This is a genomic window from gamma proteobacterium SS-5, from assembly GCA_009497875.2.
GTDB classification, from domain to species: domain Bacteria; phylum Pseudomonadota; class Gammaproteobacteria; order Chromatiales; family Chromatiaceae; genus Magnetovirga; species Magnetovirga frankeli.
In genome coordinates, this window is sequence record CP032508.2 from 142,658 (window position 1) to 161,200 (window position 18,543).

The window sequence follows — 18,543 nt, forward strand, 5'->3', positions numbered from 1 at the left end:
GCAGGATTCAGAAGGCCGAGCCCAGGGTGAACTGGAAGCGCTGCTCCTTGTCGCCGGGCTCGCTGACGATGGGCTCGGCCAGGCTCAGGCCGAGCGGACCCACGGGCGATAGCCAGACCATGGCCAGACCGGCCGAGGCGCGCAGGTCGTCGGCATCGAATTCGTTGCTGTCGTCAAATACATTGCCCACGTCGATGAAGGCGCTGAAGCGCACGCTCTGGCCCACCAGGTCGAACGGCGGCGGGAAGTACAGCTCGATATTGCCGACGGTCTTCAGTGAGCCGCCGATGGGGTCGGTGGAGGCCCCGGTGCCCAGAGGCCCCAGGGTGTTGTCCTCGAACCCGCGCACGCTCTTGGGACCACCGGCGAAGAAGTTTTCATAGAAGGGCAGCTCGGTGGTGTCGCCGTAGCTGTCGCCATAGCCTATGTCCAGCTTCAGACCCAGGGTCAGGCCGTCCTCGATGATGGGGAAGTAACGCTGATGCCGGTAGCCGAGCTTGTAGTACTCCAGGTCGCTGCCGGGCAGGGTGAATTCACCGTACAGGCTCTGCTTGCCGCCCCGGGTGGGGAAGAAGCTGTGGTTAGTGGAGTTGTGGCTCCAGTTCAGCGAGACCTTGTAGTTGAGGAAATCATTGCCGTTCTGGGCAACGAAGTCGGTGATCTCGTTGGGCACCACGCTGCCCAGCTTGAAGTCGATGCTTTCTATGTCAAAGGCCAGGCCGATCTTGTCGGTCTCGTTCACCGGTATGGCGAAGTTCACCCCGATCACCCCGGTATCGGTGACGTAGTCGGCGGTGCCGGCCTCGTCGAAGTCGGTGGAGCGGTACATCAGATTGAAGCCACGGCCGACGCCATCCACGGTGTAATAGGGGTTGAAGTAGGACAGCTGATAGTGGGTGTTGACATCACTGGTGTTGAAGGCAAAGCCGACCTTCTTGCCGGTGCCCAGGAAGTTGGCCTGGTTGATACTGGTGCTGAAGATCACCCCCTCGGACTGGGAGTAGCCCAGGCCGGCCATGATCGAGCCCGAGGCCTTTTCCTTGACGCTGACGTCTATGTCCACCTGATCGGCGGAGCCGGGTACGGGCCGGGTCTGCAGGTTGACGTCTTCAAAATAGCCCAGGCGCTGCAGGCGGTCCTTGGACAGCTTGACCTTGGAGGCGGAGAACCAGGCCGATTCCATCTGGCGGAACTCGCGCCGCAGCACCTCGTCACGGGTGCGGGTGTTGCCCTTCATGCTGATGCGGCGCACATAGACGCGCTTGCCGGGATCGACAAAGAAGGTCAGGGCGACCTGCTTCTGTTCGCTGTTGATATCGGGGATGGTGTTGACGTTGGCGAAGGCATAGCCGCTATCGCCCAGGAGTTCGCTGATACGCTCGGCGCTCTTGAGCACCTTCTTGCGGTTGAACACCTCGCCCCGGCTGATATCGATCAGGGGGTAGAACTCCTCCGGGTCCACCACCAGATTGCCGGCCAGACGCAGGTCGTTGATGGTGAAGACATCGCCCTCGCGGATGTTGACGGTGACGTAGATGTCCTTCTTGTCCGGCGAGATGGTCACCTGGGTGGAGTCGATGCGGAAGTTGATGAAGCCCCGGTCCAGGTAGAAGGACTTGAGGGTCTCCAGATCACCCGCCAGCTTCTGCCGGGAGTACTGGTCCTCCTTGGTGAAAGAGGACAGCCAGCTGCCATTGGATAGCTGCATCAGGTCCAGCAGGTCGTCCTCGTCGAAGGCCTGGTTGCCAACGATGTTGATCTGCTTGATGCGCGCCGATTCACCCTCGGAGATGCGGATACTTACCGCCACCCGATTGCGCTCCAGGGGGGTGACATCGGACTCCAGGGTCATGGCGTACTTGCCCAGGCTGAAGTACTGGCGGTTGAGTTCACGCTCGATCCGATCCAGCACCGAACGGCTGAACACTCGGCCCTCGGCCAGGCCTATGTCCTTCAGGCCCTGCAGCAGGGGCTCCTTTTCGATGCTCTTGTTGCCGGAGATGCTGATCTTGGCAATTGCCGGGCGCTCCTGCACGCTGACCACCAGCACATTGCCCTCGCGCTCCAGGCGCACGTCCTTGAAGAAGCCGGTGCGATAGAGGGAGCGGATCACCTCGCCGGTCATATCGGGGGCAATGGTCTCGCCGATCTGCACCGGCAGATAGTTGAACACGGTACCGGCGGAGATGCGTTGCAGGCCCTCAACCCGAATATCCTCCACTTTGAAGCTCTGAGCCGCAGCGCTCAGGGCAAAACCCAGCAGAAACAGGGCGGTGACAAGTCGCGGAAGCTGTGCAGAAAGGCCCATAATCACTCAATCCAGGTTGGTTTTGGCCGGCACCTCCGCATTGGGCGGCAACCGGGTGGGGAATGAACAGAATTGGGGCCGATTATAGGGGGGAAAGGGGAGGATGAGAAGCGCTAAAAGCCAGCACCCGGTCAGGTAATATCTTTATATTTCAATCAATTAGAATGAAGACAAGTTGATAAATCACATTAACTAGCGGCCTTTAGCTCCTATTTTAGAAGCCGAATAATATCCACGTAGAAGGCCAGTATCATCAATGAAAAAAGAAGCCCCAGACCCAGCCGCTGGGTCTGCTCCAGGGCCTGATCGCTGAGGGGCTTGCCGCGCAGGGCCTCGATCAGGATATAGACCAGATGACCGCCGTCCAGCACCGGCACCGGCAGCAGGTTGAGCACCGCCAGGCTGACGCTGACCAGGGCGAGGAACTTGAGAAAGGGGATGAAGCCGTAATCGGCGGTGCGCCCGGCGGTCTGGGCGATGCTGATGGGGCCGCTGAGGTTGTGTACCGAGGCCTCGCCGCTGAGCATCTTGCCCATCACCCTGAGGGTCAACAGGGACAGGTTGGCGGTCTTCTCCAGGGACAGCCACAGCGCGGTGATGGGGTCATAGCGCACCAGGCTGCGCATACGCTCGAAATGTCCCTCGGGCAGATAGACCCCGGCCCCGACCCGGCCGATGCGCTGGCCGTTGCGCTCCAGCACGCCCACCTGCAGCGGGATCTGAAGCTCACTGCCGGCGCGTTCCACCAGCAGGTCCATGGGGCTGTCCGGATTGGCGCGGATGCGCTCCACCCAGTCACTCCAGGAGCGCACCGGCTCGCCGTTGGAGCTGAGCACCCGATCCCCCGCTTGCAGGCCGGCCCGCTCGGCCGCCTCGCCCGCCACCAGATCGCCGATCACCGCCGGCAGACCCATGGGCTCCAGGCCCAGCTGTTCGAAGATATCCTTGTCCTCCCGCACCAGCTGGGCCAGGGCCTGACCGGGCAGTTGCAGGGCCACCCGGTCACCCTGTTCGGTGCGCACCTGCACCGGCACATCCACGCCCTCCACGGCGGCATCGAGCAGGGCATAGAGGGCCTGCTCCCAGCTGGCCACTTCCCGCTCGCCGATCTGCACCAGCTCATCGCCATAGCCAAAGCCCGCCTGCTCCGCTACCGATTGAGGGGCAATATAGCCCACCAGGGGTTTGACCCCGGCATCACCCAGGGTGAACACCAACCACCAGGCCAGGATGGCAAAGATGAAATTGAACAGGGGTCCGGCCACCACGATAAAGGCTCGCGCCGCCTTGCCCTGGTTATTGAAGGCCAGGTGCCGCTCGGCCGGGTCCACCTCGGCCTCGCGCTCGTCCAGCATCTTTACATAGCCCCCCAGGGGGATGGCCGCCAGCACATACTCCACCCCATCCTTGCCGCGACGGCACAGCAGCGGCTTGCCAAAGCCCACGGAGAAGCGCAATACCTTGACCCCCATGCGCCGCGCCGCCCAGAAATGGCCGTACTCATGCACAGTGACCAGGATGCCGATGGCAAGGATGAAGGAGAGGAGGCTGGTGATGAAGTCCATGTTTAGCTTTGGATAAAAGTTTGAAGTTCGAAGGGTGAAGTTTGAAGTGAACTGGCCTGCGGCCGTTTTCCAAGACTGCCCGCAGGGCTCATTCCTTGACGTAGCTCGGAAATCACATTGGTATCGAGCAGGTACATGGCCCCTCAAGCAAAATCAGCAGGCTTGAAACCCTTGCCATCCAACCGGGGAGGCTCAAATTCGACCTCACCACAGGGGATTGCTGCCATGACTTGCATCAGGCTGAAGGGCTCAGACCCAGTCAGGCGATAGTAGTCATCAATCTTGAGCAGGGCATAGCTCGGCTGCCCATGATCCGTGACTATGACAGGCCCCTGGCTGGCAGCCTCCTTGAGGCTGGCCAAATCATGTGAGAAATCGTTAAGGTTCAGTATGGTAATGCCCATGACTACACTCCTCCGGCTTCACCGGACTTCTCTCAAACCATCTCGGGAACTATCGAGCCCTGCAGCAATGCTGCCTGCAACCTTGTCTGCCAGTTTTATTAAACCGCCCGCAGGGCTCATTTTTTCAAACTTCAAACTTCAGTCTTCCCACTTGTTATGAGGGTTTCTGCCCTTTGTCGGCTTTCCCGATCCAGCTGCAATAATGCATCCAGGTCTTTGGCTGTCTGCTGGCCCATTTGTTCCATTACCTGCTGGATTATACGGGGTATGGTGCTGAAACCGAGGCGGTGGTCAAGAAAGGCGGCCACGGCCACCTCGTTGGCGGCGTTGAGCACGGCAGGGGTGCCGCCGCCCTGCTCTATGGCCGCGTAGGCCAGGCGCAGGCAGGGGAAGGCGGCGAAGTCCGGCGGCTGGAAATCCAGCCGGGCCACGGCAAACAGGTCCAGCGGCGCTACCCCCGAGGGGATGCGCTCGGGCCAGGCCAGGGCGTGGGCGATGGGGGTGCGCATATCCGGGTTGCCCAGCTGGGCCAGCACCGAGCCGTCCACATACTGCACCAGGGAGTGGATCAGGCTCTGCGGGTGTACCACCACCTCGATCTGCTCCGGCCGGGCGTTGAACAGCCAGCAGGCCTCGATCAGCTCCAGGCCCTTGTTCATCAGGGTCGCCGAGTCCACCGAGATCTTCCGCCCCATGGCCCAATTGGGATGGGCGCAGGCCTGCTCCGGCGTCACCTGCTGCAACTGCTCGGCGCTCCAGCCGCGAAAGGGCCCGCCAGAGGCGGTAAGCAGAATGCGCTCCACACCCTGAGCGGCCAAGTCGCCAGTCAAACCACCAGCCAAACCGGCAGCGGTCTGGGGCAAACACTGAAACACCGCGTTATGTTCGCTGTCGATGGGCAGCAGCTCGGCGCCCTGGCGGCGCGCCTCGTCCATGAACAGCTGGCCCGCCACCACCAGCGCCTCCTTGTTGGCCAGCAGCAGGCGCTTGCCCGTGCGCACCGCCGCCAGGGCGGGCAACAGACCAGCGGCACCGACAATGGCCGCCATGACGATGGGCGCATCGGCATGGGCGGCGATGAACTCCAGCCCGGCAGTACCCGCCAGTACCTCGATATCCTCACCGGCGAGGCGTGCGCGGAGCCGCTCGGCACAGGCCTCATCGGCCATCACCGCGTAGCGCGGGTGAAATTGACGGCACTGCTGCTCCAGCTTGTCCACCGCGCCATTGGCGCTGAGGGCAAATACCTGATAGCGCTGGGGATGACGCGCCAGCACATCCAGGGTACTGACGCCGATGGAGCCGGTGGAGCCGAGCACGCAGACGCCCTGGGCTGGTGCGCTCATGCCGCCCCCAGCAGATTCAGGCCGAACAGGAACAGGGGCAGGGCTGCGGTCAGGCTATCGATGCGATCCAGCACGCCGCCGTGGCCCGGCAGCAGCCGGCCGCTGTCCTTGACCCCACGGCGGCGCTTGAGCAGGCTCTCGAACAGGTCACCGACAATGGAGAACAAACCACTGACCAGGCAAAGCAGCAACAGCGCCGCCAGATTGCCCGGCACCGGTGCCCACCAGGACAACAGCAGACCGGCCAGCAGCAGGCCGACCATGGCCCCCTGGACCCCCTCCCAGGTCTTGCCCGGACTGATCCCAGGGGCCAGCTTGGTCTTGCCGAAGCGACGTCCGGCGAAATAGGCACCACTATCGGCCAGCCAGATCATCACCAGTACAAACAGCAACAGACCCGGCCCGGCCTCGCGGCTGTGCAGTTCCACCATGGCCAGCCAGGCCGGGGTCAGCACCAGTAATCCGGCCAGGGCAGTGGGCCAGGAAGGGCCGGACTGACTTGTGGTCTGGCGATGCCGCCGCTGCCAGAGGAGGCCCAGCACCAGCAGCCACCAGAGGCTGGCGGCGAGAAAGATCGGCGCGCTGAGGCCCTCGCGCCTGAGCCATTCGGCGGCCACCATGAGCAGGGTCAGCGCCACCAGAAACAAGGAACGCCCCACCGGTGAGGCAAAACCGCTCAGCCTGGCCCATTCCTGCGCCCCAATCAGCACCACCAGCCCCAGCAGCAGGGCCAGTGTCGGGGTCGGGGCCAGCAGTACCAGGGCGACCACGGCCGGCACCAGGATCAGGGCGGTGATGAGGCGTTGTTTCAGCACGGGTCGGTCTCCTGCACCTGCTCGCCGGTCTTGCCGAAGCGGCGCTGGCGACCGGCGTAATCCGCCAGGGCCTGATCCAGCGCCTCAGGGCCAAACTCGGGCCAGAGCAGGGGGGAGAAATAGAGCTCGGCATAGGCCGATTGCCAGAGGAGGAAATTGCTCATGCGCTGCTCGCCGCCGGTACGGATGAACAGATCGGGGTCGGGCTGGTCGGCGAAGCTCAGCTGCTGGCCGAGACAGGCCTCGTCGATCTGCTCGGGTTGCAGCTCACCGGCCTGGACCTGAACGGCCAGGGCGCGGCAGGCCTGCAGCAGGTCCCAGCGACCACCGTAGTTGGCCGCCACCTGCAGCAGCAGGCCGGTAGAAGGAGCGGTGATCGCCTCGGCCTCGGCCATCTGCCGCACCAGGCGCTCGGGGAAGGCGCTGCGCTCACCGATCAGGCGCAGGCGCACATTGTTATCGCGCAACTGCGGTGCCTCGCGGCGCAGGGCCTCGGTGAGCAGTTGCAGCAACAGATTGACCTCGCCCTTGGGGCGGTTCCAGTTCTCGCTGCTGAAGGCGAACACGGTCAGCACCTGGATGCCACGGCGGGCACTGTGACCGACGATCTGGCGCAGATTCTCATAGCCGGCGCGATGGCCCTTATGCCGCGCCTGGCCCCGAGCCTTGGCCCAGCGGCCGTTGCCGTCCATGACCAGGGCGATGTGGCGGGGCAAGGCGGCGGAGGTCATGGGCATGTCAACCTAACCTGGCGCAGCCGGAATCGGAATAGGGACGCAGAGAACGCAAAGGAGCGCTGAGATCGCAGAGTAAATAAATGAGCTGGGTAAAAAGCCGGGAAGGACGAGCCCGAAATATGCATCTGTGAAACCTGCGATTTAGGGCCTTAAACCCGCTTCAAACCGCCATCAGGTCCTCTTCCTTCTTCGCCAATACCTCGTCGATTTCCTTGACGTATTGGTCGGTGAGCTTTTGGATCAGGTCCTGGCCGCGGTGCTCGTCATCCTCGGAGATGAGCTTTTCCTTCACCGCCGTCTTCAATTCGTTGTTGCCGTCGCGGCGGATGTTGCGCACCGCCACCCGGGCCTGTTCCGCCTCGGCACGGACCACCTTGACCAGGTCGCGGCGGCGTTCTTCCGTCAGTGGCGGCATGGGTACGCGGATCACCACCCCGGCGCTGTTCGGGTTGAGCCCCAGGTCGGACTCCATGATGGCCTTTTCCACCGCCTTGACCATTGATTGTTCCCAGGGCTGGATGGACAGGGTGCGGGCGTCCTCGACGCTGACATTGGCCACCTGATTGAGCGGCGTCGGCGTGCCGTAGTAGGACACCTTGATGTGGTCCAGCAGGCTGGGGTGGGCACGGCCAGTGCGCACCTTGGTCAGTTCCACCTTGAGCGCCTCGACGCTCTTGGCCATGCGCTCGGTCACGTCTTTTTTGATATCGTCGATCATCTCATGCTCCAGAATGCACCAAAGAGCCCACTGCCTCGCCCTGCACGGCGCGCAGGATGGCCTTCGGCTCTTGAATATTCATTACCTGCAAGGGCAACCCCTGATCCCGGCAGAGGACGATGGCGGCGGTGTCCATCACCGCCAGCTTCTCCGCCAGTACCTGATCATAACTCAGACTGGGATAGAAGCGGGCATCGGCTACCTGCATCGGATCGGCCGAGTAGATGCCGTTGACCTTGGTGGCCTTGATCAGCAGCTGGGCCTGGATCTCGATGGCGCGCAGACTGGCGGCCGAGTCGGTGGTGAAGAAGGGATTGCCGGTACCGGCGGCAAACAGGGCCACCTGCCCGGCCTCAAGCAGCTGCATGGCGCGGCGCTTGCTGTAGCTGTCACAGACGCTGTCCATGGGGATTGCCGAGAGGGTGCTGGCGGCGATGCCGGCCTTTTCCAGGGCATCCTGCATGGCCAGGGCGTTCATCACCGTGGCCAGCATGCCCATCTGATCGCCGCGCACCCGGTCCAGGCCGCCCTCGGCCAGGCCCGCGCCACGGAAGATGTTGCCGCCGCCGATCACCAGCCCGACCTGCACCCCAGCGGCCACCAGCTCGCCGATATCCGCTGCCAGACGCCGCAGCATGGCCGGATCTATACCAAAATCACCGCTGCCCATCAGGGCCTCACCACTGAGCTTCAGCAGGATGCGTTGGTATTTGATCGCGCTCATTGGGTGTTGCCTTTGTTGTTGGAGCCGCCAGCTGTCAGCCTTCAGCCTTCAGCTTAGAGTGAAGCTGGCGGCTGGCCGCTGGCGGCTGACCGCTGGCGGCCGAAAGCCGCCTAAAGCCTGGCCTGGGCCATGACCTCTTCGGCGAAGTTTTCCTGCTTCTTCTCGATGCCCTCGCCTACCTCGAAGCGGGTGAAGGCGACTACCTTGGCCCCTTCCTTGGCAAGCAGCTTGGCCACCGTGGTGTCCGGGTCCTTGACGAAGGGCTGGCCAAGCAGGGTGACCTCTTTGAGGTATTTGGCGATGCGGCCATTGATCATCTTTTCGATGATCTCGGCGGGCTTGCCGCTGTCGGCGGATTGGGCCTCGATGATCTCGCGCTCCTTTTGCAGCAGTTCGGCCGGCACCTGGTCTTCATCCACGCAGACCGGGTTGGTGGCGGCGATGTGCATGGCGATATCCCGCGCCAGATCGGGGTTGCCGCCGGCCAGTTCGACCATCACGCCGATGCGCACCCCGTGTGCGTAGCTGGCCAGCTCGCCGCTGCTGGCGCTGAAGCGGGCAAAGCGGCGCACGCCCATGTTCTCGCCGATCTTGGAGATCAGCGCCTGACGCGCCTCTTCCACCGTGCCGCCTTCGCCATCGCGCAGGAGCAGGGCCATCAAGGTCTCCACATCGGCGACGTCCGAGCCCATCACGCGCTCGGCCACGGCCTCGGCAAAGGAGACGAAGTTTTCGTCCTTGGCCACAAAGTCGGTCTCGCAGTTGACCTCGACCATGCAGCCCTGGCGGTTGTCGGCGCTCTGCTGGATGACGATGACGCCCTCGGCGGCCACCCGGCCGGCCTTCTTGGCGGCCTTGGCCTGACCGGACTTACGCATGTTCTCAATCGCCAGTTCGATGTCGCCATCGGTCTCCACCAGGGCCTTTTTGCATTCCATCATCCCGGCGCCGGTGCGCTCGCGGAGTTCCTTAACCAGTGCGGCGGTAATTGCCATGGGTTTTACCTCTGAATTCTGTATCTCGCTAAACAAAGTCCGCACCTAGGAGCCTGTCGGATTTAGGATGCACCTACTGCGCCGGTGGGAAGAACGGCCCAAATTTCCCCGATTTTTCGTTGCGTAGGCCAACTATGCGCCTCAAAATCGTGAAAATTTGTTCTCGCTCTCCCACCTTGCTCGCTACGGGCACCTAAACCCGACAGGCTCCTAGAGGGGCGGCCTGATTCGATTTCAGGATCTCTAAATCAATCCTGAACCTGACTTGGCAAAGCCTGTAGGTTATTCGCCTACCTCGACAAAGTCCTCGCCCGCGCCAACCGAGCCTGCGGCCACCGTCTTGCCCTCCAGCACGGCGGCGGAGGCCCCCTGGGTGTAGAGCTGAATGGCGCGGATGGCGTCGTCATTGCCTGGGATGACGTAGTCGATGCCATCGGGGGAGTTGTTGGTGTCCACCACGCCGATCACCGGGATACCCAGGGTCTGGGCCTCGCGGATGGCGATTTTTTCATAGCCCACATCGATGATGAACATGGCATCGGGGATGCCGTTCATATTCTTGATGCCGCCCAGGCTGCGGTTGAGCTTTTCCAGCTCACGGCGCAGGCCAAGGGCCTCCTTCTTGTTGAATTTCTTCTCGATGGAGCCGTCTTCCACCATGGCCTCAAGGTCCTTCAGGCGCTTGATCGACTGCTTGATGGTCTTGAAGTTGGTCATCATGCCGCCCAGCCAGCGGTAATTGACGTAGGGCATGTTGCAGCGCTCGGCCTCTTCTCGCACGCTGTCGCGGGCGGAACGCTTGGTGCCGACGAAGAGAATCTTGCCGCCGTTGGAGGCTAGTTTGCCGATGAAGTTCATCGCATCGTTGAACAGCGGCAGGCTCTTTTCCAGATTGACGATATGGATCTTGTTGCGGTCGCCAAAGATGTAGGGGGCCATCTTGGGGTTCCAGTAACGGGTCTGATGGCCGAAATGGCAGCCAGCTTCAAGCATCTGGCGCATGGAAATTGCACTCATGGGGTTCTCCGGTGTAATGGGTTGGACCTCCACGTCTCCCCTGGCGCAACCCGGTGATTCACCGGGCACCCAACGGCAGGTGTCGAGACGTGTGTGGATTCAAGTTACATTCAGGGGCCGTGAAGGGCCGCCACAGTGGCGATTTCATGGCCCCATGAATTAGGTGTTTGCCCGCAGGCGGCGCGTTTTATACCATAGCCCCCCGCCTATCACAAACCCCCTGACCCAAACCACCCCATGCCTGTCTCAATCAAATCCCCTGCGGAAATCGAAAAAATGCGTATTGCCGGTGGTCTGGCGGCGCAGGTCCTGGAGATGATCGCCCCCCATGTCAAACCCGGCGTAACCACCGATGAGCTGGATCGCCTGTGCCACGACTACATGGTGCATAGCCTGCAGGTGATCCCCGCTCCGCTCAATTACCGGGGCTTTCCCAAGTCCATCTGCACCTCGGTGAACCAGCAGGTCTGCCACGGCATCCCGGCCAACAAGCCGCTCAAGGACGGCGACATCCTGAATATCGACATCACCGTGATCAAGGACGGTTACCACGGCGACACCAGCCGCATGTTCGAGGTGGGCAAGGCCCCGGCCCATGCGCGCCGCCTGTGCCAGTTGACCTATCAGGCCCTGTGGCAAGGCATAGCCCAGGTGCGGCCGGGGGCCACGCTGGGGGATATCGGCCACAGCATCCAGGACTTTGTCGAGCGCAATCACTGTAGCGTGGTGCGTGAATACTGCGGCCATGGCATCGGTCGCGACTTCCACGAGGAGCCCCAGGTGGTGCACTACGGCAAGCGTGGCGAGGGCCTGGTGCTGGAGCCGGGCATGTGTTTCACCATCGAGCCCATGGTCAATCTGGGCAAGCGCCAGGTGAAATTGCTCAAGGACGGCTGGACCGTGGTGACCAAGGACGGCCGTCTCTCGGCCCAGTACGAACACACCCTGGCGGTCACCGATCAGGGCCATGAAGTCCTCACCCTGCGGCAGGACGAGAACCCCCATGGACCGGCCTGATGCGGACTTCAACCCCCGCCTGATCGACAGCGTCAGCCAGCAGTTGCAGCTGGACAGCCCCAGCCTGCAGGCCTATCGCAACACCCTCAAGGCCGGCCAGCAGCGGCTGGGGGAGCGCTTTGCCCGGGGCGAGAACGTGGAGCAACTGGTCGGCTCGCGCAGTCGGCTGATGGACGAGGTGCTCTCCGCCGCCTGGCAGCAACACCTGGACGAGGACGCACCGGCCTGTCTGGTGGCCGTGGGCGGCTACGGCCGGGGCGAGCTGCACCCCCATTCCGACGTCGATCTGCTGATCCTGATCGAGGCCGAGGACGCAGCCAACAACGAGGCCCTGGGCCGCCTGCTCACCTTCTTCTGGGACATAGGCCTGGAGGTGGGACACAGCCTGCGCACCCTGGAGCAGTGCCACCACGAGGCCTTGGCCGATGTCAGCGTGATCACCAATCTGATGGAATCCCGCTATCTGTGCGGCCGCCGTGGCCTGTTCCAGGCCATGCGCGAAGACATAGAACCGCAGCGCATCTGGTCCAGCGAGGACTTCTTCGCCGCCAAGCTGGAAGAACAGCAGCAGCGCCACCGCAAGTTCGGCGGCAGCTCCTACAACCTGGAGCCGAACATCAAGGAAGGCCCCGGCGGCCTGCGCGACATCCAGATCATCGGCTGGGTGGCCAAGCGCCACTACGGCGTGGAGACCATGTTCGGCCTGGTGCGCCATGGCTTCCTCACGGCCCAGGAATACGGCACCCTGATGGACGGCCAGCGCCTGCTCTGGCGCATCCGCTTTGCCCTGCACCTGCTCACCGGCCGCCGCGAGGACCGCCTGCTGTTCGACCACCAGCGCACCCTGGCGGCCCGCTTCGGCTACCAGGACGAGGACAACAACCTGGCGGTGGAGCAATTCATGCAGTGCTACTACCGCACCATCATGGGCCTGAACCGGCTCAACGACATGCTCCTGCAGCTGTTCCGCGAGGCCATAGTGCTGCACGGTCAATCCTGCATCCCGCAGCCCATCAACCGCCGTTTTCAATCCTGCAACGGCTATCTGGAGGTGGTCGATGAGCAGGTCTTCCAGCGCGAGCCCTATGCCTTGCTGGAGCTGTTTCTGCTCTTGTCGCAGAACCCCCAGCTACAGGGGGTGCGGGCCAATACCATTCGCCTGATCCGCCACCACCGCCATCTGATCGACGATGGCTTCCGTAACGACCTGCGCAATCGCGCCCTGTTCATGGAATTGCTGCGCCAACCCGGCGGCTGCGTCACCGAACTACGGCGAATGAACCGTTACGGCATACTCGCCGCCTACCTGCCCGCCTTTGCCAACATCGTCGGCCGCATGCAGTACGACCTGTTCCATGTCTATACGGTGGACGAGCACAGCCTGTTTGTGATGCGCAACCTCAGCCGCCTGCTCGGTCCCGAGGCCGACAACCCCTTTCGTATCCCACAGGATATCCCGCGCCGTATCGCCAAGCCCGAACTGCTCTACCTGGCCGCCCTGTTCCACGACATCGCCAAGGGCCGAGGCGGTGACCACTCGGAGCTGGGCGAGGCCGAGGCGCGCCGGTTTTGCCAGCAGCACCTGCTCAGTGAGCACGACACCGAGCTGGTGGCCTGGCTGGTGCGCCAGCACCTGCTCATGTCCATCACCGCCCAGCGCAGGGACATCAGCGACCCCGAGGTTATTGCCGAATTTGCCGCCATCGTCGGCGATGCCAACCGCCTCAACCACCTGCTGCTGCTTACCCTGGCCGATGGTCAGGCCACCAACCCAGGCCGCTGGAGCGCCTGGAAGGAGGCCCTGCTCGGGGAGCTGCACCGGGCCGCCAGCCGGGCCTTGCAGCGGGGCCTGGACAACCCCCAGGATCAAGAAGACCTGATCGCGGAAAAGTGTGCCCAGGCCCTGTCCCTGCTCCAGTCCAGCGGGCTGGATACGCAGCAGATCGAGGCCCTGTGGCAGGAGTTCGACGCCCACTTCTTCCTCCACAATCAGGCCGACGAGATCGCCAGACAGACCCAGGCGGTGCTGTCCACCCCGCTGCGCCAGCTGCCGCTGATCCGCATCAGTGATGACGAGGGACGGGCCAGCAGCGAGGTGATGATCTACACCCGTGACCGCAAGCAACTGTTCGCCCTGATCACCGGCCTGCTCGACCGGCTCGGGCTGAATATCGTCGATGCCCGCCTGCAGACCACCCGCGATGGCTATACCCTGAACAACTACAGAATACTGGAGGAGAACGGCGACCCGGTGCTGGATGCCCGGCGCAAACAGGAGATCGCCGACCGCCTGCGCCAATTGCTGCTCATGCGCAGCCCCATGGACCCCAAGGCATCCCGCCGCATGGCGCGGCGGCTGCGGCACTTCGATACCAGTACCCGCATCCAGTTCAACGATGAGGACGGCTACCCCTACAGCCTGCTGCACCTGGTCACCGGCGACCGCCCCGGCCTGCTGGCCCGCATCGGCCTGGCCCTGTCCGACTGCGGCACGCGCCTGCACGGGGCCAGAATCGCCACCCTGGGCGAGGTGGCCGAAGACATCTTCTACCTCACCGGCCCCGACGGCATGACCCTGGATCAGGCCCAACGTCAATGCATAGAACAGGCCCTGCGCCAACGCCTGGAGGTCTGAGCCCCGGCCTCAGCCCTGGTCGAACTCCGCCCGTGGATAGCGCACCAGGCTGATCACCCGCGCCCGCTCATCGCCAATGCCCAGCTCGTGGAATAGCAGGCGGTCGTGGTGGCTGGCCTGGCTCTCTGCCAGGCGGATGTCCATGGAATTGAGGCACAGCTGTTCCCGCTTCATCTGCAGCAGCCGCTGCGGGTTGGCCAACAGGCCGGTGAGCAGATGCAGATAGACCTCGGGGTTGTTCAGGCTTTGCTCTGGATGCAGCCGCGCCTGCCGTTTCTGCTCCTGACTGAGGGACTCGCGCTGGAACAGGATCTGCCGTTTGACATGGCCCACGGCGCTATCGAACATCAACTGCCTGACCGCCTTGCGCGCCTCCTCCTCGCTGGGCCGGGGGAGGGTCAGCTGACGTGCGGTGAAGTTCACCGCCGTCTGGCGCACCTCGCGCAGGATCATGTCGCCGCGCATCTCCGAGCCGAGCACGGTCTTTTCGTAGCGCAACAGGCTGAGCAGGCCAAACACCTCGGCGCATTGGCTATGCTTGGGGTCGGCAAAGAATTGCTGCACCTGGGGATTGCGCCGGAACAGCTGTTCGATCTGCTCACGGCTGCGGATCAGCCGTCGCAGCAGGGGGTCGGTGGTGAGTCGGCGGCGGCTCACCGGCAAGGCCGGCGGCAGGGCCGCCGCCAGCTCCTCGACGTACCCCAGCAGGGCGCGGGCGCTCCGGCGCAGGGCCTGCTTGTAGTGCGATGCCAGGCGCAGGCGGCCATCGGTGCCGGTGACTATGGACTCCACCGCGCCGGCAACGGCCTGATCCTGCCGCTGCCGACCCAGTTGCCGTTGATGCTGCTCGTGCAGCAGGTGCTGCAGGGTATCCCACTGCTCCTGAAAGAAGCGGCGCAGGGCCGAAGCCTCGGCAACCCGTTGTTCCGGCTGAGTCAAGGGCCTATCCACAGGGGTGGCGACAGAAAACAGCGGACCGGGCCAACGACAGGGGGCCCGGTCCGCTCCAGAGGGAAAGGATCAGCCCTTGACGGCATCCAGGCCGGTAAAGATCTGACCCTTGATGTCATCCACCCCGCCCACGCCGTTGATCTTCAGGTAGGTGCAGTCACCGCCATCTGCCTCTTTGGAGTAGAAGGCAATCAGGGGCTCGGTCTGGTCGTGATAGACCTTGAGTCGGGCCTTGACCGTCTCTTCCTGATCGTCATCGCGCTGGATCAGGTCCTCGCCGGTCTCATCGTCCTTGCCCGCCACCTTGGGCGGATTGAATTCAACGTGATAGGTACGCCCCGAGGCCAGGTGAACACGGCGGCCGGACATGCGCTTGATGATCTCCGCATCGGGCACGTCGATCTCCACCACGGCATCGATCGGCACCCCAGCGGCCTTCAGCGCCTCGGCCTGGGGGATGGTGCGGGGGAAGCCGTCGAACAGGTAGCCGTTCTGGCAGTCATCCTCGGTGATGCGCTCCTTGACCATGCCCATGATGATGTCATCCGAGACCAAACCGCCCTCATCCATGATCTTCTTCGCCGCCTTGCCCAGATCGGTACCCGCCTTGACGTGGGCGCGCAGCATGTCACCGGTAGAGATCTGCGGAATACCGTAACGCTCCTTGACGAAACCGGCCTGAGTACCCTTGCCCGCACCGGGGCCACCTAACAAAATCACTCGCATGGTATTTTCCTCGTTGTTTTAGCCTCACCCGAGTCTGCCACAGGCAGACGCAAGTTTGAAGCAGAACCGTGCTGCACCGGAACCGGACAACGGACATGGGGCGGGTGGCATCAGCCCGGAACATGAAGCCTGTAGAGAGTTGGCCTCCCCTTTTGCAATAGAGGGATTGAGGAAATCCCCCGAAATCCCCCCTTGCCCCCCTTTGATAAAGGGGGGGGATTGAAGAAGCCTCCCTTGTAAAGGGGGGAATTGAATTTTCTCTGTGTGCTCTGTGGCTCTGTGGCGAAATGCGCTTTTTAGGGCCTGTTTCATGTGACGGATTCTTTCTTCCGTACTGCGCGGCGTTCCTTCAACTGCATCAGGGTCAGCACCGGGCCGGAACAGACATAGAGCAGGAAGCCGACGAAGAGTATGGTGGGCGGGTGCAGCACAAACACGGCGAAGCCGAGCATGATCACCACCAGGGCGACGAAGGGGATGCGGTCGCGGGGGTCGAATTCCTTGAAGCTGTGGTAGCGAATATTACTGACCATGAGCAGACCCAGCAGCAGGGTCAGCAGGGCTGCGGGCCAGGCCAGGCCATCGGCACCCAAGTCGCGGTCCACCGCCATCCACAGGGTGGCGGCAAGCATGGCCGCCGCCGCCGGGCTGGGCAGACCCTGAAACCAGCGCTTGTCGGCCATTTTGATCTGGGTGTTGAAGCGGGCCAGGCGCAGGGCGGCACCGGCGGTATAGACAAAGGCCGCCAGCCAGCCGATCTTGCCCAGGCCCTGCAGGGCCCAGAGGTAGATCACCAGGGAGGGAGCCAGGCCAAAGGCGACCATGTCGGACAGGCTGTCGTACTCGGCCCCAAAGGCCGATTGGGTGTTGGTCAGGCGCGCCACCCGGCCATCCAGACCGTCCAGCAGCATGGCGACGAAGATGGCCAGCACCGCCGCCTCATAACGGCCATTGATGGCCGAGAGGATGGCGAAGAAGCCACCGAACAGGGCGGCGGTGGTGAACAGATTGGGCAACAGGTAGATACCCCTGGGGCGGGCCTTCTTGTCGCAGTCTTGCTCGGAAGGTTCTGGCTCTGACATCTTTGCCTCGGCAGATGAAGGAGTTTGCAAATGAACGCCAATGATAAACCAGAGAATGCCCGGATTGACGCCGATTATTCGGCACCCATACCCACAGCGGGCGGCCGCAGGGCATAGGGCGGGCCGCGCCCGCCGCCAAGCTCCAGCTGGCGTGCCCCTGATCGGGACACGGCGGCCACGGGCCGCCCTATAGGCTGACAGTAAAAACCGCCCCTGGGGGCGGTTGTCTGGTTCAGGCCTGTGGCATCAGTTCTTGGATTTGTCCACGATCTTCTTGATCCAGGGCATCATGGCACGCAGCTTTTCGCCAGTCTGCTCGATCGGGTGGGCGGCGTTGAGGCGGCGGTAGGCGGTCATGGAGGGATAGTTCAGCTGGCCTTCGGCGACGAATTGCTTGGCGTATTCGCCGGTCTGGATATCGTGCAGGGCCTGGCGCATGGCCTGGCGCGATTCGGCGTTGATCACCTTGGGGCCGGTGACGTATTCGCCGTACTCGGCGTTGTTGGAGATGGAGTAGTTCATATTGGCGATGCCGCCTTCGTACATCAGGTCAACGATCAGCTTGAGTTCGTGCAGACACTCGAAGTAGGCCATTTCCGGGGCGTAGCCGGCCTCGGTGAGGGTCTCGAAACCGGCCTTGACCAGCTCCACGGCGCCGCCGCAGAGCACCGCCTGTTCGCCGAACAGGTCGGTCTCGGTCTCGTCCTTGAAGCTGGTTTCGATGATGCCGGTGCGGCCGCCGCCGATGGCGGAGGCGTAGGACAGGGCCAGTTCCTTGGCCTGGCCGCTGGCGTTCTGGTGCACGGCGATCAGATCCGGGATGCCACCGCCCTTTTCAAACTCGGAGCGTACCGTGTGGCCAGGGGCCTTGGGGGCGATCATGATCACGTCCAGGTCTTCGCGTGGCACGATCTGGTTGTAGTGGATGGCAAAGCCGTGGGCAAAGGCCAGGGCGGCACCCTGTTTGAGGTTGGGTTCGAGCTTTTCCTTGTACAGCTGGGATTGAAACTCATCCGGGGTGAGCACCATGACGACGTCCGCGTCTTTCACCGCATCCTCCACCGAGCCCACCGACAGGCCAGCGGCCTGGGCCTTGGCGGCGGAGGCGGAACCGGGACGCAGGGCAACGCTGACATCCACGCCGGAGTCCTTCAGGTTGTTGGCGTGGGCATGGCCCTGGGAACCGTAGCCGATGATGACGACCTTTTTGTTCTTGATCAGGGAGAGGTCGCAGTCTTTGTCGTAGTAGATATTGATTGCCATGGGGTTTCCTAAAAAGTTGCCATTATGAGTAACAGGACGCAGAGGCCGCAGAGTAGCGCGGAGACCGCAGAGTTAAAATTGTTCCTTACCCGTGAAATACTAAAAATGTCAAAATTCAGTACGTAGAGCATGCAATGAAGCGCAGAGATTATAGATCCAAGCTCCTTCTCTCCCTCCCCCAAGGCTCCCCCAAGGCTCCTCCAAGGGCTGATGGGCTTAACGGCCTGAGAAGTTGCTGTA

The 18,543-nt window shown here is 62.8% G+C and carries 16 protein-coding genes; 2 read left to right on the top strand and 14 right to left on the bottom strand.

Annotation, left to right across the window (positions count from 1 at the left end; genetic code table 11):
- Window positions 1-7 precede the first annotated feature (7 nt).
- From bamA to rpsB, 10 genes are all read right to left on the bottom strand, one after another.
- Complete coding sequence (gene bamA / locus D5125_06010; protein ID QFY89064.1) at window positions 8-2,308, bottom strand: outer membrane protein assembly factor BamA; 2,301 nt, start codon at window positions 2,306-2,308, stop codon at window positions 8-10.
- 209 nt (window positions 2,309-2,517) lie between these two features.
- On the bottom strand, window positions 2,518-3,873 hold the full coding sequence (rseP, locus tag D5125_06015) for an RIP metalloprotease RseP (protein QFY89065.1): 1,356 nt from the start codon (window positions 3,871-3,873) through the stop codon (window positions 2,518-2,520).
- A gap of 143 nt (window positions 3,874-4,016) precedes the next feature.
- Window positions 4,017-4,277, bottom strand: a complete 261-nt coding sequence (locus D5125_06020; protein ID QFY89066.1) for a type II toxin-antitoxin system Phd/YefM family antitoxin — start codon at window positions 4,275-4,277, stop codon at window positions 4,017-4,019.
- Between the two features lie 131 nt (window positions 4,278-4,408).
- Window positions 4,409-5,623, bottom strand: coding sequence for a 1-deoxy-D-xylulose-5-phosphate reductoisomerase (locus tag D5125_06025; protein QFY89067.1), 1,215 nt, complete (start codon window positions 5,621-5,623; stop codon window positions 4,409-4,411).
- Entirely contained in the window at window positions 5,620-6,438 is an 819-nt protein-coding gene (locus tag D5125_06030; GenBank protein ID QFY89068.1) for a phosphatidate cytidylyltransferase, read from the bottom strand. The genes D5125_06025 and D5125_06030 overlap by 4 nt, the downstream gene beginning before the upstream one ends.
- The gene (gene uppS / locus D5125_06035; protein QFY89069.1) at window positions 6,432-7,175 is read right to left on the bottom strand and encodes a di-trans,poly-cis-decaprenylcistransferase; all 744 of its coding nucleotides are present in this window, start codon (window positions 7,173-7,175) and stop codon (window positions 6,432-6,434) included. Before uppS ends, D5125_06030 begins: the two co-directional genes overlap by 7 nt.
- Before the next feature lie 160 nt (window positions 7,176-7,335).
- The gene (frr, locus tag D5125_06040) at window positions 7,336-7,893 is read right to left on the bottom strand and encodes a ribosome recycling factor (GenBank protein QFY89070.1); all 558 of its coding nucleotides are present in this window, start codon (window positions 7,891-7,893) and stop codon (window positions 7,336-7,338) included.
- A gap of 1 nt (window position 7,894) precedes the next feature.
- The gene (gene pyrH / locus D5125_06045; GenBank protein ID QFY89071.1) at window positions 7,895-8,617 is read right to left on the bottom strand and encodes a UMP kinase; all 723 of its coding nucleotides are present in this window, start codon (window positions 8,615-8,617) and stop codon (window positions 7,895-7,897) included.
- Window positions 8,618-8,727: 110 nt separating this feature from the next.
- Window positions 8,728-9,612, bottom strand: coding sequence for an elongation factor Ts (locus tag D5125_06050; protein ID QFY89072.1), 885 nt, complete (start codon window positions 9,610-9,612; stop codon window positions 8,728-8,730).
- Window positions 9,613-9,894: 282 nt separating this feature from the next.
- Window positions 9,895-10,629 carry a 30S ribosomal protein S2 gene (gene rpsB, locus D5125_06055; protein QFY89073.1) on the bottom strand — a complete coding sequence of 245 codons (735 nt, stop codon included), beginning with the start codon at window positions 10,627-10,629 and terminating at the stop codon, window positions 9,895-9,897.
- A 237-nt stretch (window positions 10,630-10,866) separates the two neighbouring features.
- Between rpsB and map the strand changes: the two genes are divergently transcribed.
- Together map and glnD are read left to right on the top strand one after the other, a co-directional pair.
- Window positions 10,867-11,646 (top strand): type I methionyl aminopeptidase, encoded by a 780-nt coding sequence (gene map, locus D5125_06060; protein QFY89074.1) that lies wholly within the window; start codon window positions 10,867-10,869, stop codon window positions 11,644-11,646.
- Window positions 11,633-14,281, top strand: coding sequence for a [protein-PII] uridylyltransferase (glnD, locus tag D5125_06065; GenBank protein QFY89075.1), 2,649 nt, complete (start codon window positions 11,633-11,635; stop codon window positions 14,279-14,281). The genes map and glnD overlap by 14 nt, the downstream gene beginning before the upstream one ends.
- 9 nt (window positions 14,282-14,290) lie before the next feature.
- Here glnD and D5125_06070 read toward each other — a convergent pair whose 3' ends face one another.
- The 4 genes from D5125_06070 to ilvC all read right to left on the bottom strand — a co-directional run bounded on the left by D5125_06070 (window position 14,291) and on the right by ilvC (window position 18,297).
- Window positions 14,291-15,220 carry a hypothetical protein gene (locus D5125_06070; GenBank protein ID QFY89076.1) on the bottom strand — a complete coding sequence of 310 codons (930 nt, stop codon included), beginning with the start codon at window positions 15,218-15,220 and terminating at the stop codon, window positions 14,291-14,293.
- Between the two features lie 81 nt (window positions 15,221-15,301).
- Window positions 15,302-15,958, bottom strand: a complete 657-nt coding sequence (gene adk / locus D5125_06075; protein ID QFY89077.1) for an adenylate kinase — start codon at window positions 15,956-15,958, stop codon at window positions 15,302-15,304.
- 308 nt (window positions 15,959-16,266) lie between these two features.
- Window positions 16,267-17,040 (bottom strand): CDP-diacylglycerol--serine O-phosphatidyltransferase, encoded by a 774-nt coding sequence (gene pssA / locus D5125_06080; protein ID QFY89078.1) that lies wholly within the window; start codon window positions 17,038-17,040, stop codon window positions 16,267-16,269.
- Window positions 17,041-17,286: 246 nt separating this feature from the next.
- Window positions 17,287-18,297, bottom strand: coding sequence for a ketol-acid reductoisomerase (gene ilvC / locus D5125_06085; protein QFY91071.1), 1,011 nt, complete (start codon window positions 18,295-18,297; stop codon window positions 17,287-17,289).
- Window positions 18,298-18,543 lie beyond the last annotated feature (246 nt).